Genomic DNA, 17,536 nt, shown 5'->3' on the forward strand with positions numbered 1-17,536 from the left:
GTACTGCAATGCAATGCGGGAGAGTAGGTAGCCGCCTTCTTTCATCAAGAGCCTCGATTACGAAAGTAGTCGGGGCTTTTTTGTTTTCATGCGGATTTTGTTTTCTCACGCTGATTGCTTTTTTATGCTGATTTTTTTCTCACGCAGATTTGGCTTTCCCTTCGGCCGCCGATTTTCAATTCGCAGATGACGCAGATTCTTTTAGCTGTTTTTTCCTTTTACCTTTTTACTCTTCTACTCTTTTACCCTTTTATTCTTTTACCTTTTTACCTTTTTTCTGCTTGATTAAGGTCAAGACGTTTTGTTATAAAGTGTTTAAAAACTTCAAAAAAGCGCTGATAATCAATAGATTACTTGCATATTTCGATTTTTTTTTGTACCTTTGCAAACGATAAGAATAAGGATAGCATGTTTATGCGTTTTCGCATAGATTGGTATCCGTTAAGGTATCTAACGGAACTGAGATGAGCAGCCTTTCTTTTTCTCACAAGTTGCCACCGCGAAATCACTGATGTTGTATTTCAGCTTTTCAGGTTCCATAAAACAAAAAATATGAAGAGAATAACAATGGTATTGGTCAGCATCTTGGTGCTGGTTATGAAAGTATGTACAGCGTCGGCTGCTACAAATGGAAATGTATCCTCTACTGATGATTTCGATTGGACTCCAGTGATGGAAGCGATTATCCAGGTAGAGAGTGAGGGTAACCCCAAAGCAAAGAGTGGTAATTCTGTTGGTGTTATGCAGATTACCCCAATCTTAGTGGCAGAGTGTAATGACATCTTGAAGAAAAGGAAGAGTAAGAAGCGTTACACATTAGCAGATAGATATAGTATTTCTAAATCTAAGGAGATGTTTCTCCTGATGCAGTCTGTCCACAATCCTCTTAATAGCATTGAGAAGGCGATTCGTGCCTGGAATGGTGGAAATCACTACAGTGTGAAGAGAACCCAGCGCTATTTTGAGAAGGTCATGAAGCTTTTGAAAAAGTAATTGATTTTTGATATGTCCGATCTGTCCCGCTGGGATAGGTCGGATTTTGTTTTCTGTCTCTTTCTGTTTTTTAGATAGACAACCTTTTATTAGCTATTTGAGGTGATATTTATCATTTATCACTACATTTTTCTTGTTAAGTGTTAAAACATTGTTAATTAGATAACTTTTTGCTAGAAATATTTGGCGGTTATCGAAAAAAGTTGTACCTTTGCACTCGCAATTCAGAAATGAGTTGATTATATCGCGGCGTGGAGCAGTTGGTAGCTCGCCAGGCTCATAACCTGGAGGTCGCATGTTCGAGTCTTGCCGCCGCAACCATGCAAATCGGGTAGAAAGTTGTAATTCAACATTCTATCCGATTCTTTTTTATCCCTATATTTATAATTTAACACTAAATATTTGCATATATCGAATAAAACTACTAATTTTGCACACAGATATTTTTATGTGCAATCATTTTAATTAGGAGGGACTTCAATATGTCAATTTCCAAAACAAGACAAAAGTTAGTAGATGTCGCCCGACAACTGTTTGCAAAGAACGGTATAGCAAATACCACTATGAATGATATTGCTGTAGCTTCTGGTAAGGGTCGCCGTACGCTCTATACGTATTTTAGCAGAAAAGAAGATGTCTATTATGCTGTGATAGAATCAGAGTTGGATCGTTTGTCTGAGAGACTCGATGAAGTTGCCTCTTGCAAAATGCGTCCTCAAGATAAAATCATAGAGCTTATTTATACACATCTCAGTATGATTAAGGAAACTGTAGTTCGTAATGGTAATTTGCGAGCTGAGTTTTTCCGTAATATCTGGATGGTAGAGAAGGCTCGCAAGAATTTTGATGAGGATGAAATTGAGATTCTGAGAAAGATTTATTCTGAAGGAAAGGAAGACGGTGAGTTTGACATTGATAATGTTGATCTCGTTGCAGATATTACTCATTATTGTATCAAGGGCTTGGAAGTACCATTCATCTATGGACGATTGGGACATGGACTGAATGTAGAATCCAGCAGACCTCTTGTTGCCAAGGTAGTATATGGTGCCTTGGGTAAATCTGGATTGAAATTGTAATTTATTGATAATTAATTAAATATAAAAGAAATGGGATTATTAACAGGTAAGACAGCCCTTGTTACAGGTGCTGCACGCGGCATCGGTAAGGCTGTCGCAATGAAGTTTGCATCTGAGGGTGCTAATATTGCATTCACTGACCTCGTACTCAACGATGATATGGCTGCTGGTTTGGAAGCTACTCGTAAGGAGATTGAGGCTCTTGGCGTGACATGTCGTGCTTACGCAGGTAATGCTGCTGATTTCGAGGAGACAGAGAAGACTGTTAAGCAGATTCATGCAGATTTCGGTTCTATTGACATTCTCGTTAACAACGCAGGTATCACAAAGGACGGTTTGATGCTTCGTATGACAGAGGCTCAGTGGGATGCTGTTTTGAACGTAAACTTGAAGTCTGCTTTCAACTTTATCCACGCTTGCTCTCCAATCATGCTCCGTCAGCGCAGTGGTTCTATCATCAATATGGCTTCTGTTGTTGGTGTTCATGGTAACGCAGGTCAGTGCAACTATGCTGCTTCTAAGGCTGGTATGATTGCTTTGGCTAAGTCTATTGCTCAGGAGTTGGGTCCTAAGGGTGTACGTGCTAATGCTGTTGCTCCTGGATTCATCGAGACAGCTATGACTGCACAGTTGCCAGAGGAAATCCGTAAGGACTGGATGAAGAAGATTCCTTTGCGCCGTGGTGGTCAGACTGAGGATATCGCTAACGTTTGTCTCTTCCTCGCTTCTGATATGTCTAGCTACGTAAGTGGTCAGGTTATCCAGATCGATGGTGGTATGAACATGTAATCTATTGGCATCCGTTTTTTAGCTAAAACATGCAGGTAGTTTACGAAGACAACCATATAATTATCGTCTCTAAGAGAAGTGGTGAAATCGTGCAGGGCGACAAGACCGGCGATGAACCTCTCTCAGAGACGGTAAAACAATATATCAAGGAGAAATACCAGAAGCCGGGAAATGTATTCCTAGGCGTGGTGCATCGACTTGATCGTCCTGTCTCAGGACTCGTAGTGTTTGCCAAGACCTCAAAAGCATTAAACCGTCTGAACACGATGTTCCGTGATGGCGATGTTCACAAAACCTATTGGGCGATTGTGAAGAACATGCCAAAAGAGACAGAGGCAACCTTGACTCATTGGATTGTAAGAAACGAAAAGCAGAATAAAAGCTATGCTTACGATCATGAGGTAAAGAATTCGAAGAAAGCGATTTTGAAGTATAAGGTGATAGGACATACTGATCATTACACTCTGTTGGAAGTGAACCTGATGACAGGACGTCATCACCAAATCAGATGTCAGTTGGCTAAGATGGGATGTCCAATCAAGGGCGACTTGAAATATGGTTCCCCCCGCAGCAACGCCGACGGCAGTATCTCGCTTCTTTCGCACAAGGTAGAGTTTGTGCATCCGGTATCTAAGGAAACGATTATAGTGGAAGCTCCTCTGCCTGATGATAATCTATGGAGAGCGATAGCTCCATAACTATTAAATATCCATGCTTATGAAGAAGTATGCGAAATGGGTAAGTGTCTTAATCCTTACTCCATTCTTGCTTATATTGTTGCTAACCGTTTTGCTTTACTTGCCACCTGTACAGAATTGGGCGGTAAAGCAAGTAGCTTCTTATGCTTCAGAATCGACGGGCATGGATATTTCTGTTGAGCATGTGCAACTCGTTTTCCCTCTCAAATTGGGAGTGGAAGGCGTGAAGGTACTGCAACCTGTCGATTCGCTGAAGAACAGCAGAAATCTTACTCTGAGAAATAAAAAGGATACTGTTGCCGACATCCAGAAGATGGTGGTAGATGTGCAGTTGCTTCCACTCTTCAGCAATCAGGTGATGGTGGATGAACTCAATTTCACCAGGATGAAGGTGAATACTACCAATTTCATTCATGAAGCCCGCATCAAGGGAGATGTGGGCAAGTTGCAATTGGTGGCACATGGCATCGATTTGGGAAAAGAGCGTGTGAATGTAAATGATGCGCTCATTAAGGATGCCAGGTTGTCCGTGGAATTGAGTGATACTGTTCCACCTGATACGACTCCAAGTACTAATTTCTGGAAAATCAATATCCAGAAGCTAAAACTAAAGAATACCGATTTTACCCTACACATGCCTGGAGATACACTTCAGGTGAATGCTTATTTGGGTGATGCGTTGGCTCGCACCACCTATCTCGACCTGTATAAAGGTCTGTATCAGATACAGCATCTGGATTGGAAGAACGGAAGGGTGAACTACGACCAGAATTTTGAGCGCCCGGTTCCGGGTATGGATTTCAATCATCTTGCCTTCTCTGATATGGAACTGAAGGCAGATTCTTTCTATTTCTGCGATTCTAGGATTGATGTGAAGATTCAGGAAGCGAAGTTGAAGGAGAAAAGCGGATTGAAAATCAACCAGCTCTATGGCAGATTCGTAATGGATTCTGTGAAGATGCAGTTGCCTGATCTCTATCTTCGTACCCCTGTTTCTAATTTGCAGGCTTCTGTAGATTTCGATATGAATGCTTTTGCCGAGAAAAATCCGGGCAAGATCATGGCTCGTGTCAACGGAGCCTTGGGACGTTCTGATCTTTTCCTCTTTATAGGTGATGCTTTGCCTAAGCAGATGAAGAACAGATGGCCTTACTATCCGATGAAGTTAGAAGGCTCATTCAAGGGAAATATGCAGCGTGCTTCCTTCTCGGGAGTCAAGCTGAGTCTGCCTACGGTTTTCCAGTTGAGTACTGATGGTACCATTGCCAATCTGATGGATATGGACCATCTGAAGGCGAATGTCGATTTGCAGGCCCGTACCTATAACCTCGGTATGGTGACGGCGATGCTTGATCCTTCCTTGACTCAGGAAATCCGTATTCCTAGCGGTATCAGCATCAATGGTAATGTAAAGGTTGATGGTACGAAATATGCAACCAGGCTGGCTCTAACCGAGGGTAAGGGAAGCATGAAGGTGGATGCTACTGTTGATGCCAGGACCCGCAAGGACGGTAGCCTGGACATGAACAGTCTGGCTTATCAGGCTAAGTTGCAGGCTTCAAACATCCAAGCCAGACATTTCTTGCCTCATCAGGATCTCTACACTTTTACCGGAACTGTAGAGGCAAAGGGTGTGGGCACGGATTTCCTGTCACCACGTACCCGACTGATGGCGAAAGCCAAAGTGAATCAGGTGCATTATGACAAGTATCATCTGCATGATGTCTTGGCTGATGCGCAGGTTGCTAATGGTAAGATACATGCCACGCTGGATAGTAAGAACGATTTGCTGAACGGTGTCATTGCCGTGAGTGCCTTGGCAAGTACCAAGAAGTTGCAGGCTACTTTGGTGGCTGATGTGCGCCATGCAGACATGTATCAGTTACAGATAACCCAAAAGCCTGTGGGTGTTTCACTTTGTGGACAGATAGATATTCATTCTGATTTAAAGGATAACCATAAGGTATGGGCCTCTATGGACGATATTACCGTAAGAGCAGGAGATAATGTCTATCGTCCGGTAGGAGTGAATCTGGATGTGCTGACCACCAGGGATACTACCCATGCCATTGCTTCCTGTGGTGATTTCCGCCTGAACATGGATGCGCATGGTGGATATCAGATGCTCTTCGATAGAGTGGTGGGATTGCAGAAGGAATTGTGGAAGCAGTTTAAGAACCGTCGCATCGATCAGGTGCAGATACGTAACAGCTTCCCGCTCGGACATATCTATCTCTCTACCGGCAGGGATAATTTCATCTCGCGCTTCATCAAATACATGGGATATGACTTCAAGTCTGTAGAAATGGATTTGAATGCTTCGCCTTTGGCTGGACTTGAAGGTTATATGAATATCGATTCCCTGGTAGCAAGTGGCATACAGCTGGATACCATCCGTGCCTTGGTCCATACGCAGGGAGATACTATCCGTTATTCGGCTCGTGTTCAGAACAATAAGCACAATCCGCAGTATGTGTTCCGTGCTTTGGTAGAAGGCGAGGTTCAGGAGCATGGTTCCAATGTCAAGGCACGTATCTATGATGCAGCCAACAAACTGGGTGTAGATGTCGGACTGGGTGCCATGTTGCAGCCTAATGGTGTGAAACTTTCCTTGATTGATACGCATCCGATATTGGGTTACAAGGAATTTGTAGCTAATGATTCCAACTATGTGATGTTGAGTAATGATGGCCGTGTATCTGCCGATCTGGTGCTGAAGGCTGCATCAGGCAGTATGGGTATGCGTCTCTATTCCAATGATGAAAATGAGGATGCCTTGCAGGATATTACTGTCAGCATGAGCAGGTTCAATCTGGACAAGGTGCTGAGTGTGATTCCGTATATGCCGGATATCACGGGTATCATGGATGGTGACTTCCACTTTATCCAGACTAAGGAGGAACTCTCTGTTTCTTCTAATCTGAAGATTGATAATATGACCTACGAGCATTGTAGGATGGGTAATGTGGGTTCTGAGTTCACCTATATGCCAAAGAGTGACGGCTCTCACTATGTAGATGCCACCCTTACCTATGATGGTAATGAGGTGGCTACCGTTACGGGTACCTACAAATCGGAGGGTGCCGGTGAGTTGGATGCAGAGGTAGGACTGGAGAAACTCCCGCTTCACTTCATCAATGGTTTCGTACCCGATCAGCTTCTTGGTTTGAAGGGATATGGAGAAGGTGCCTTGAAGATGAAGGGCGCCTTGAGTAATCTTGATATCGATGGTGAGGTATATCTCGATTCTGCTTATCTCGTGAGTGTTCCATACGGCATTTCCATGCGATTTGCCAATGATCCGGTGCGCATTACGGATAGTAAGCTGCTCTTTGAGAACTTCATGATGTATGCCAACAATGAGAGTCCGCTCAATATCCAGGGTGCCCTCGACTTTACTGATGTTGAGAATATGAAGCTCAATATCCGTATGAGGGCGCAGGACTTCCTGCTGATAGATGCTCAGGAGAATGCACGTTCTGAAGCTTTCGGTAAGGCGTATGTCAATTTCCTCGGAAGTATGCAGGGCTCCTTGTCCAATCTGAAGATGATGGGTAAGCTGGATGTATTGGGTAAGACCGATATGACCTATATCCTGCGTGAGTCGGAGTTGACCACCGATAATCAGTTGGATGAGCTCGTGAAGTTTACCAACTTTAAGAGCGGTAAGGAAGTTGTGGTCCAGAAACCGGCACTGGATGGTTTGGATATGTTGCTGAGCATGTCTATCGACGAGTCAGCACGTATCTTGTGTGCCTTGAATGCAGATAAGACCAACTATGTGGATTTGATGGGAGGAGGCAATTTGCAGATGCGGTACAATACGGCTGACGGTATCAGATTGACGGGTCGATATACCCTGAATGATGGTGAGATGAAGTATTCCTTGCCTATCATTCCATTGAAGACCTTCAATATTCAGGACGGAAGTTATATCCAGTTCACGGGTGATCCGTTTAATCCTACCCTGAATATTACGGCAACGGAGGATATCAAGACTACCGTCAACGAAGGTGAGGGTAGTGGACGTTCGGTAGATTTCGTATGCGGAGTAAAACTGAGTCAGACCTTGGAGAAACCGGGCATCCAGTTCATCATCTCTGCATCGAACGACCAGACCGTTCAGGACGAGTTGAGTTCGATGAGTGTTGAGGAGCGAGGCAAGATAGCCATCACGATGCTGGCTTCGGGAATGTATCTGGCGGGTGGTTCTACCAGCTCGTTCTCTATGAACAGTGCCTTGACGTCCTTCCTCAATTCGGAAATCAACAATATTGCCGGTACAGCCATGAGAAGTATCGGACTTGATGTCGGTATGTCTGTTGATAACCAGACCAATGCAGCCGGAGCAACCCATACAGATTATAACTTTAAGTTTGCCAAGCGATTCTTTAACAATCGCTTGAGCTTCTCGGTGGGCGGACAGGTATCAACAGGTGCCGAATTGGAGAATGCCAATAATAATGAGACCTTCTTTAATAACGTGGAAGTGCAGTATCGACTCAACGAAGGAGCCAGTATGTATGTAAGAGCCTTTTACAATGCCAATACCTACGATTGGCTGGACGGTCAGATTGGTGAATATGGCGGTGGTTTCACCTGGCGCAGAAAGCTTTCCAAGTTTACGGATATCTTCCGCTTGAAGACTGATAAGCAGCAGCCCCAAGGTCCTTCGCCAGCTCCGGGAATCAGGAAAGACTCTCTGGCATCTCCTGGAACCGGGAAAGATACGATAAACAAGGCAAAGACATCGCAGATGTTCGACCCTTTGAAGACCAAGTAAAATAAGTTAGTGATATGAGAAAGAAGAATCGACTTCACCTTATTATATATATAGCAGTATCGGTGATGCTGTCCAGCTTTTTGTTTACAGGGTGCTCCTCAACGAGTGCCCTGAAGGAAGGCGAGCAGCTTTTTGCAGGATTGAAGCCTATAGAATACACCAACTATGAGGCTGATCCGTATGCTGATTCGGTGAAGGAGGAGATGGAGTATGCCCTGGCTTCAGCGCCAACGGGTGCTTTCATGGGAAGCAGCTATTATCGTACACCATTTCCTGTCCGCTTATGGGTATGGAATGCCTTTTCCCAATCGGATGATGCACTCTCGCGATGGATTACCAAGGTATTTGGCTCGAAGCCTAAATTAATGGCTAATGTGAATCCGCAGTTGAGAGCACAGGTGGCAGAACATCAGCTCGATAAGTTGGGCTATTTTAATGGCAAGGTAGATTATGAGGTGCTTACCCAGAGTAATCCGAAAGAAGCCAAGGTGGCTTATAAGGTGGATATGGGTCATCTGTGGAGATTGGATTCCATCGCTTATCTCAATTTCCCTGAGCATGGCAGGCAACTTATCGACTCCACCATGTCGGAGGCTATCATCAAGAAGGGACGACCTTTCAAGGTTTCGTCCTTGGAACAGGAGCGCCAGCGACTCACCCGACTTTTCCGTAACCATGGCTATTACTTCTATCAGAACGGTTATGCATCTTATCTTGCTGATACGGTAAATACGCCAGGAAAGGTGAATCTCCGTCTGGCGATGGTCGACAGTATAGAGCCTGAGGCAACACGCCAATGGTATATCGGCAATATCAACATCAACTTCAAGAAGCAGTTTATGGAGGAGATGACCGATTCTTTCGTGCGCCGCTACCTGAAGTTCCGCTATGCAGGTAAGAAGATGCCGATTCGTGCCGGCGTGGTACTCAGAGAATTGAAACTCCGTCCTCGCAAACTCTATATGGTGGATGATGAGACGAGGGCAAAGGCGGGATTGCAGTCAATGGGACTCTTCAGTTATACCAATGTGCAGTATGTTCCCCGTACTACCCAGGTGATAGACAGTTTGGGAAATATTCAGTACCGTGACACCCTGGATGCCAACATCGACCTGGTGTTTGACAAACCGTACGACTTCTATATAGAGGCGAATGCCAAGGGTAAGACGACGGGAAGAGTAGGTCCGGAACTTGTTGTGGGTTTAACCAAGCGCAATGCTTTCCGTGGAGGCGAGAAACTCGATATCAACGTCCATGGTTCGCATGAATGGCAAACCATCAACGGGCAGGGAGGTAGTTCCAGCAAGATCAATTCGTATGAATTCGGTTCGGATGTCTCACTTTCCTTCCCAAGTATCATAACCCCTTGGAATGCTTTCCGTACGATGGCGCAGAACGAGCGCAGATTCAGAAACGGTCATATGCCCCATCGTTACTATGGTACGCCAACCACCACGGTGAAGGCGTCTATGAACATATTGAACCGTGCCGGTTATTTCCGTCGCCATGTGGCTGGAGGAGAGCTGACTTACGATTGGGCAACATCATATCAGCATCGCCACTCGTTCAGTCCGCTGATTCTTTCGTATGAGTATATGAATTATACTTCACCGAAGTTTGACAGTATCATGAATAATAATGTATATGTGGCAACTTCGATGGCAGACCGCTTCATTCCGAAGATGAGTTATACCTATACCTATCGCAGTGCCCAGAAGTATCGCAGTCCTATAGTCTGGTCTACGACCGTGAGCGAAGCCGGTAATGTCCTGTCGCTGGGCTATCTCTTGGCGGGTAAGAAATGGAGCGAGGATGGCAAGACGATGTTCAAGAATGAGTACTCTCAGTTTTTTAAGATGGAGACGGATTTCGTGAAGTATTGGACGTTGAATCCTACTTCTACCCTTGTTGCCCATCTCAATGCAGGTGTCATCTGGAGTTACGGCAACTCAAGTCAGGCTCCATATACCGAGATGTTCTATGTGGGAGGAGCCAACAGCATCAGAGCCTTCAATGTGCGAGGTATCGGTCCGGGAAGGCAGGATTATAGTGACCTTAGTAATAAATATGCCAATATCCTGCGTACGGGTGATATCAAGTTCCAGGCAAATCTGGAGTATCGTCCCCGCATTTGGGGCGACCTTTACGGTGCTCTGTTCCTGGATGCCGGAAATGTATGGATGAAGGATGCTGATCTCTCAGAGAATGAAGCCTTCAAATTCGGAGAGTTCTATAAGCAGATGGCTGTAGGTACCGGTGTGGGTATCCGTTACGATATGGGCATGTTCGTGGTTCGTGTAGATTGGGGAATCGGCTTGCATCTGCCATACGATACCGGCAAGAGCGGCTTCTACAATATCCCTAGCTTCAAGAAAAATCAGAGCCTGCATTTGGCAGTGGGTTATCCTTTTTAGTGAATTGAGAGAACAAATTGCCCGGAGTTAAGGGTAGAAAATGAGAAATGTTGATGTAAATCAAAAAAAGTGATAGAAAAATTCCGCTACGTGCATATTTTTTTGTACTTTTGCATCGGTATTCTTTTAGTATCAACTATTTAAAATATATACAATATGAAACCTACATTATTGCTTTTGGCTGCTGGTATGGGTAGCCGTTACGGTGGTTTGAAACAGCTCGATGGTCTGGGTCCTAATGGTGAGACTATTATGGACTACAGTATCTACGATGCTATTCAGGCTGGTTTTGGAAAGATCGTTTTCGTTATCCGTAAGGATTTCGAAGATCAGTTCCGTGAGAAAATCCTCTCTAAGTATGAGGGTCATATTCCTGCAGAGCTCTGCTTCCAGGCATTGGACGACCTCCCAGAGGGATTCAGCGTACCAGAGGGTCGAGAGAAGCCATGGGGTACTAACCATGCGGTATTGATGGCTAAGGATATCATCAAGGAACCTTTCTGCGTAATCAACTGCGATGACTTCTACAATCGCGATTGCTTCATGGTTATGGGCAAGTTCCTCTCTGAACTTCCAGAGGGTAGCCAGAACCGTTATGCTATGGTTGGTTTCCGTGTAGGCAACACCTTGAGCGACAATGGTACTGTAGCTCGTGGTATCTGCTCTAAGGATGATAAGGAAAACCTGACCACTTGCGTTGAGCGCACTGAAATTATGCGCATCGATGGTAAGGTATCTTACAAGGACGAGGAAGGCAAGTGGGTTGCTGTTGAGGACAACACACCTGTTTCCATGAATGTCTGGGGCTTCACACCTGATTACTTCGAGCACAGTGAGGCTTACTTCAAGGAGTTCTTGAGCGATCCTAAGAACATGGAGAACAAGAAGGCTGAATTCTTTATCCCATTGATGGTCAACAAGCTCATCAACGAGGGTACTTCTACTGTAAAGGTTCTCGATACTACAAGTAAGTGGTTTGGTGTAACTTATGCAGCAGACCGTCAGAGTGTGGTAGATAAGATTCAGAGTCTTATCGATGAAGGTGTATATCCAAACAAACTCTTCTAATTCAGTTAGATGGATATTAATTTAAACATATTATCAGATCAGGAAGCCGCTATTCTCCGAGAGACTATAGCGGCTTCTCGTCGTATTGTTATTTGTGCCCATAAGTCACCTGATGGCGATGCGATTGGCTCATCCTTGGGATGGGCTTATTATTTGCGCTCTCTAGGCAAGGAGCCAATGGTTTGTGTACCGGATATGATACCTGATGCCATTTCCTGGTTGCCTGGTTGTATTGACATAGTAAGATATGATAAGCGTCCGGAGAAGGTGCAGCAGGCATTTGATGAGGCTGATCTCGTCTTCTGTGTTGACTTTGGCAGCACCGGACGTCTTGACGAGATGGATCATGTACTTGCCGGTTGCAAGGCGCAGCGCATTGTGATAGACCATCATCTGGCTCCTAATCTGGAGGCTAAGCTGATGATTTCCCAGCCTCATGCCAGCAGTGCCAGCGAACTGGTGTTCCGATTGGTATGGCAGTTGGGTGGTTTCCCTGAGTTGGATAAGACCTGGGCAACCTGCGTTTACTGCGGTATGATGACCGATACCGGTGGATTTACTTATAATTCCTCTAATCCGGACATCTATTACATCATCTGCCAGTTGCTGACCAAGGGAATCGATAAGGATAAGATCTATCGCAACGTATTCAATAACGCCCGTGTGTCTGCAGTCCGCTTCCGTGGTCATCTGATGAACGAGAAGTTGCAGGTCATCGAGTCACTTCATGCCAGTTATTATACCGTTACCCGTAAGGAATTGAAGGAATATGATTTCATCAAGGGCGATTTGGAAGGATTGGTGAATGTGCCTCTTACCATCAAGGGACATAAGCTTTCTATCTCTCTCCGTGAGGATACCGACATTGATAACCGTATTCTGGTAAGTCTCCGTTCGGTAGATGATTTCCCATGCAATAAGATGGCAGAGCAGTTCTTCAATGGTGGCGGTCATCTCAACGCATCGGGTGGCAAATTGCTTTGCAGCATAGAAGAAGCTGAGCTGATAGCCCAGAAAGCCATTATGACATTTGCCGATTTATTGAAGTAAAACTTCGGGTATAAATCCGGCAAATAGTGAAAAAATAAGAAGAAACAACCCCGAAAGAGGCATTTGGATGATAATAAGTGATAAATTATAATAAAATCCTCCTATTCCTCTCGGTGTTGTCTTTTCTTTTTTGTAACTTTGCGCAATAATTTAGATTTTAATACAAAGTAATTCAGACATTAAGTAATAGTAATGAAGAAATTATTGTTTGCAATAATAGCTTTTGCGGCCGTTTTCTCGTTTGCCGCATGTAGTGATAATGAGACTTACGCAGACTTGCGTAACCGTGAACTTGATTCTATCGCTGCCTTCCTGAAGAATGAGAATATCACCGTTATTTCAGAGGATGAGTTTACCAAGCGATTTAAAGAGGGTAAGACTCTTACCGAGCATACCAATGGCAAGAACGAGTATGTCTTGTTCAACAGTAATGGTGTGTATATGCAGGTATTGGAGCAGGGCTGTGGCGATTTTATCAAATCTGGTGAAACTGCAGATGTATTGGTGCGTTTCGATGAATATAACATCAATACCCGTGCCAAGATCTGTAAAGATTCATGGACACTCTCTAATAAGGTAGCTGCTTATTCTTATTATATAGATAAGATGACGGTAACCAATACCACCGGAACCTTCCAGGCCACTTTTGATACCAAGACCAGTTTGATGGCTACAGCTCATGCCAGTCAGAATTATGGTGTCAGTGGTGTAGTACCTAGTGGATGGCTCGTTCCTTTTACATGGATAAAGGTTGGTCGTCCTCAGACCGATGCAGAGCGTGTTGCCCATGTTCGCTTGTTGATTCCTCATTCATACGGTACAACAACCGCTGCGGGTAGTGTGAATGCATATTTCTATGATTTGCTTATCCAGCGAGGAAGATAATCCGGTTTGTTGAAGAATTTTCCTTAATAATTCATTTTAAAGATATAATTATGACATTAATTAAGTCTATTTCTGGTATCCGCGGTACAATTGGCGGTCCAGCGGGCGATACTTTGAATCCGCTCGATATCGTAAAGTTCACTTCTGCATACGCTACCTTCATTCGTCGTAGCGGTGCTTCGAAGAGTAATACCATCGTTGTAGGTCGTGATGCTCGAATCTCGGGCGAGATGGTTAAGAATGTAGTTTGTGGTACCTTGATGGGTATGGGCTACGATGTTTTGAACATTGGTCTGGCTACTACTCCTACTACTGAGCTTGCTGTAACCATGAGTGGTGCTGCTGGTGGTATCATCATTACTGCTTCCCACAATCCACGTCAGTGGAATGCTCTCAAACTCCTGAATGAGAAGGGTGAGTTCCTGACTGCTGCCAATGGTAGCGAGGTGTTGAGTATCGCTGAGAAGGAGGACTTCGAGTATGCTGATGTTGATTCTCTCGGAAAATATACAGAAGATAATACATTCAATAAGCGCCATATCGACTCGGTGCTTGCATTGAAGCTCGTTGATGTTGAGGCTATCAAGAATGCTCACTTCAAGGTTTGTGTAGATGCCATCAACTCTGTGGGTGGCGTTATTCTCCCTGAGTTGCTCGATGCACTCGGCGTAGAATATACATTCCTGAATGCTGAACCTACCGGTGATTTCGCTCACAACCCAGAGCCATTGGAGAAGAACCTCGGTGGCATCATGAATGAGTTGAAGAAGGGTGGCTATGATATGGGTATCGTTGTTGACCCGGATGTTGACCGTCTGGCTTTCATCTGCGAGGATGGTAAGATGTTTGGCGAGGAATATACCCTGGTAAGTGTAGCTGATTATGTATTGAGCAAGACTCCAGGTAACACCGTCAGCAACCTTTCATCTACCCGTGCGCTCCGTGATGTAACCGAGAAGCATGGCGGTTCATATTGTGCTTCTGCCGTAGGTGAGGTGAATGTAACCACCAAGATGAAGGATGTTCATGCTGTGATTGGCGGCGAAGGCAATGGTGGAGTTATCTATCCTGAGAGCCACTATGGTCGTGATGCCCTCGTTGGTATCGCTCTCTTCCTGAGCAGTCTGGCTCATAAGGGTTGCAAGGTAAGCGAGCTTCGTGCCAGTTTCCCTAACTACTTCATCGCCAAGAACCGCATCGACCTGACCGCTTCTACCGATGTAGATGCTATCCTCATCAAGGTGAAGGAGCTGTATGGCAAGGAGAAGGATGTAACTGTTACTGATATCGACGGTGTGAAGCTTGACTTCCCTGACAAGTGGGTTCACCTCCGCAAGAGTAACACCGAGCCTATCATCCGCGTATATAGTGAGGCTTCTACCATGGAGCAGGCTGATGAACTTGGTAAGAAGCTCATGCAGGTAGTTTATGATATGCAGTAAGATACTGTATTATATATGAGAACGACTTCTCACAATTATAGGCAGCAATGCTTATAAGTGTGAGAAGTCGTTCTCGTTTATAGTAAAAGTTGTCCGGATATTACTTATTTATTTTCGGAACAGTCAGCTTCTAAAGCCGCATAACAGCTGTTGTGCGCTTGCATATCAGCTGTTGTGCGCTTGCATAACACGTGTTGTGCGCTCGTTGCCCAGCTGAAGTGCAGTTATTTTAGTTCCGGTATAATTTGATAGAAAACTTATTCCTCTGCCAGCTCTTTCATGGTATCGTTCAATGTATTGAACAGTACATTGATGTTTTCTTCTTCATTCTTGCATGCCTCCTTGAAGAGGGCAACAGGATCTTCAGGATCGCCCTTCAGCGGAGCCTCGTTCAAGAGGATGTTCACGTTGTTCAGCAGCATACCGTGAAGGGTAGGCATGTGGAGCTGATGCTGAGTGCCTTCCTTGCTGCCACACTTCAGTCCGGCTGCGTATGCCTTCACGATGATACGCACCAGCAGATGGATAGCCATAGGCATTCGGCATCTTCTCATTGATGTTCTTTTTTAACACGTACTGAATCATAAAGTGGTTAATTTAGTGATGGTATCCTTCTACCCCCGATGGGGCAGGAGCATCATCCTCTTTGAATGACAATGCAAAGATACGAAATCTGAAAACGCCACTTCATACTTTCTCATACTTGCTCACACTTTCTCATACTTTCTCATACTTGGAAGCCTATGGCTCACCGAGAAAATAGATAATATAGGAAATTTGCATAGGTGTGAATTCCTTGCTGTTCTTGTCGTATCCGCTTTTATGAAGCTTCTTCAGAAGGTCGGGATTGCGACAAATCCAACGCATCAGATGAGCACTTGCCACCACGGGTGACGAATCGGGGAAATAGAGCAGGGCCAGTTCCTGCTTCGTATAGCTTCTTATATCCATATAGCTTTTGATGTTTAAGTATTATACTTACGGGTTGAAAGTAAGATACTTAGTCCTCGAAAGTATCCGTAGGATCGACGGCAGCATCGCTGTTCAGCTCGATAGGTTCCTTCTCTATGACCATATCTTCCTTCTTCACATGGTCGAAGTCGAGCTGTAACATGTAGGTCGGTTTGAGGAAGTCGGCAAGTGGATGGCTCTCCGAAGATTTGATACAAGGGAAGTACGATGGCATCGTAGCTGTCCCATTCATGCTGTTGATGTTTTGGTCTTTTTTCATTTTGTTTAAAAATTATTAGTTGTTAATATTCTACTTTGTTGTTTGCAACGTTCTCTAAGAAAGAGTGTGGGTGAACACTTGGCGATGAAGTCGGTGAAGGGTGAACCCTGATGCCAACCTTTAGCGTTAATAATGTGTTAAAAACACTATATAACCCATTATAATAGAGACTCTTATATTTCTAGCATGCGCTGTATATACAAAGTTCTTTTTATTAGGGTTCACCCCGGAGCCGAAAAGGTGAATGCTTGGGGCAAGTGTTCACCCCGCTGTTCACCATTCGGTAACTGTCAGCAAAGTTACGACAAAAGGGCGATATCGGAAATCGAAAATTACCACATTGTGGTAAAAATAAATAATTTAAGTACTAATTTTATTTAAAAGTTTTAGGAATGGAAAAAAGAAAGTGCTTCTTTCTGCCGCTGAGAAGTTGAAGCTCGCGGCTGAGATTTCGTCGAAGACTGCTGAGCAGCGTTTCGACAAGTTGTCAAACCGGTTAGTGAAGTCTGCCAAGCACATTTGTTCAGAGAAGGCGACTTATCATGAGTTGACCGAAGGCATGCGTGCCTGGGTGTTGAAGAAGAGTGACATCAAGAAAGCGTTTCACCTGACCCGCAGTTTCTTCACCCATTTGAACAAGGGCGAGCATATGTTGCTCTCCGAGTTTGTTCGTTTTACCAATTGGATTTTCCCCCATTATACTAGCGAGGAGGTTTGCCTGAAGGTATGGATGGGTATTGGCACGGTGTTGTTCTGTCACACGAAGGAGAATGCCGATTACGGTTGGCATCCATTCTCCCGTCCTCTCGACCAGATCTTAGATGACATGATAGAGAAGGAAGTGAAGAAGCGAGTAGAGAAGGAGTTAAGAATCCGCGCCCTGAAGAAGGCCCAGGACGAGATTGGAAAAAAATGATTTCATTTTTTTAGTTTGATTTAGAACCATTAAGGCGCCGCCTTCCTGCTGGCGAAAGCTGGCTGGAAGGGGGTGCTGTAAAACCAAAAACTGTAGAGTCTGGAAGTAGTTTGAATCCGTGAGATCCGTGTGAGCCTAATTAGATACGAAAAGGTAAAGATTTTAATCCAAGATTCAAAACTCCATAC

At 44.6% G+C, this 17,536-nt stretch carries 14 protein-coding genes and 1 tRNA gene; 12 read left to right on the top strand and 3 right to left on the bottom strand.

The features are described from left to right. Positions 1-597: 597 nt before the first annotated feature. From F7D73_RS03945 to glmM, 11 genes are all read left to right on the top strand, one after another. The gene (locus F7D73_RS03945; RefSeq protein ID WP_420377621.1) at positions 598-993 is read left to right on the top strand and encodes a lytic transglycosylase domain-containing protein; all 396 of its coding nucleotides are present in this window, start codon (positions 598-600) and stop codon (positions 991-993) included. Positions 994-1,238: 245 nt separating this feature from the next. Continuing rightward, a tRNA-Met gene (locus F7D73_RS03950) sits at positions 1,239-1,314 on the top strand. Between the two features lie 161 nt (positions 1,315-1,475). Continuing rightward, positions 1,476-2,072: a TetR/AcrR family transcriptional regulator gene (locus tag F7D73_RS03955; RefSeq protein ID WP_153122383.1), complete on the top strand. Its 597-nt coding sequence runs from the start codon at positions 1,476-1,478 to the stop codon at positions 2,070-2,072. Positions 2,073-2,102: 30 nt separating this feature from the next. Further along, positions 2,103-2,861, top strand: coding sequence for a 3-oxoacyl-[acyl-carrier-protein] reductase (gene fabG, locus F7D73_RS03960; RefSeq protein WP_119249530.1), 759 nt, complete (start codon positions 2,103-2,105; stop codon positions 2,859-2,861). Positions 2,862-2,890: 29 nt separating this feature from the next. Continuing rightward, positions 2,891-3,559: an RluA family pseudouridine synthase gene (locus F7D73_RS03965; RefSeq protein ID WP_153122384.1), complete on the top strand. Its 669-nt coding sequence runs from the start codon at positions 2,891-2,893 to the stop codon at positions 3,557-3,559. Positions 3,560-3,578: 19 nt separating this feature from the next. Then, entirely contained in the window at positions 3,579-8,342 is a 4,764-nt protein-coding gene (locus F7D73_RS03970) for a translocation/assembly module TamB domain-containing protein (RefSeq protein WP_153122385.1), read from the top strand. Positions 8,343-8,356: 14 nt separating this feature from the next. Beyond that, a complete protein-coding gene (locus tag F7D73_RS03975) occupies positions 8,357-10,756 on the top strand; it encodes a BamA/TamA family outer membrane protein (RefSeq protein ID WP_153122386.1) in 2,400 nt (799 codons plus the stop codon). A gap of 156 nt (positions 10,757-10,912) precedes the next feature. Continuing rightward, positions 10,913-11,824: a nucleotidyltransferase gene (locus F7D73_RS03980; protein WP_153122387.1), complete on the top strand. Its 912-nt coding sequence runs from the start codon at positions 10,913-10,915 to the stop codon at positions 11,822-11,824. A 15-nt stretch (positions 11,825-11,839) separates the two neighbouring features. Next, entirely contained in the window at positions 11,840-12,874 is a 1,035-nt protein-coding gene (locus F7D73_RS03985; RefSeq protein WP_437182287.1) for a DHH family phosphoesterase, read from the top strand. Positions 12,875-13,066: 192 nt separating this feature from the next. Next, positions 13,067-13,759, top strand: coding sequence for a DUF4827 domain-containing protein (locus F7D73_RS03990; RefSeq protein ID WP_153122389.1), 693 nt, complete (start codon positions 13,067-13,069; stop codon positions 13,757-13,759). 50 nt (positions 13,760-13,809) lie between these two features. Continuing rightward, the gene (glmM, locus tag F7D73_RS03995) at positions 13,810-15,201 is read left to right on the top strand and encodes a phosphoglucosamine mutase (RefSeq protein ID WP_153122390.1); all 1,392 of its coding nucleotides are present in this window, start codon (positions 13,810-13,812) and stop codon (positions 15,199-15,201) included. 257 nt (positions 15,202-15,458) lie between these two features. On the opposite strand, the gene F7D73_RS04000 is transcribed toward glmM, so the two are convergent. The 3 genes from F7D73_RS04000 to F7D73_RS04010 form a co-directional block, all read right to left on the bottom strand. Further along, positions 15,459-15,755, bottom strand: coding sequence for a hypothetical protein (locus F7D73_RS04000; RefSeq protein ID WP_194256843.1), 297 nt, complete (start codon positions 15,753-15,755; stop codon positions 15,459-15,461). 187 nt (positions 15,756-15,942) lie between these two features. Next, a complete protein-coding gene (locus F7D73_RS04005) occupies positions 15,943-16,152 on the bottom strand; it encodes a DUF4248 domain-containing protein (RefSeq protein WP_153122391.1) in 210 nt (69 codons plus the stop codon). A 49-nt stretch (positions 16,153-16,201) separates the two neighbouring features. Further along, on the bottom strand, positions 16,202-16,432 hold the full coding sequence (locus F7D73_RS04010) for a hypothetical protein (RefSeq protein ID WP_153122392.1): 231 nt from the start codon (positions 16,430-16,432) through the stop codon (positions 16,202-16,204). 406 nt (positions 16,433-16,838) lie between these two features. On the opposite strand from F7D73_RS04010, the gene F7D73_RS04015 reads away from it, so the two are divergent. Continuing rightward, positions 16,839-17,348, top strand: coding sequence for a hypothetical protein (locus tag F7D73_RS04015; protein WP_153122393.1), 510 nt, complete (start codon positions 16,839-16,841; stop codon positions 17,346-17,348). The last annotated feature ends 188 nt before the right edge of the window (positions 17,349-17,536 follow it).

This window comes from Segatella copri (assembly GCF_009494395.1).
Taxonomy (GTDB): Bacteria; Bacteroidota; Bacteroidia; order Bacteroidales; family Bacteroidaceae; genus Prevotella.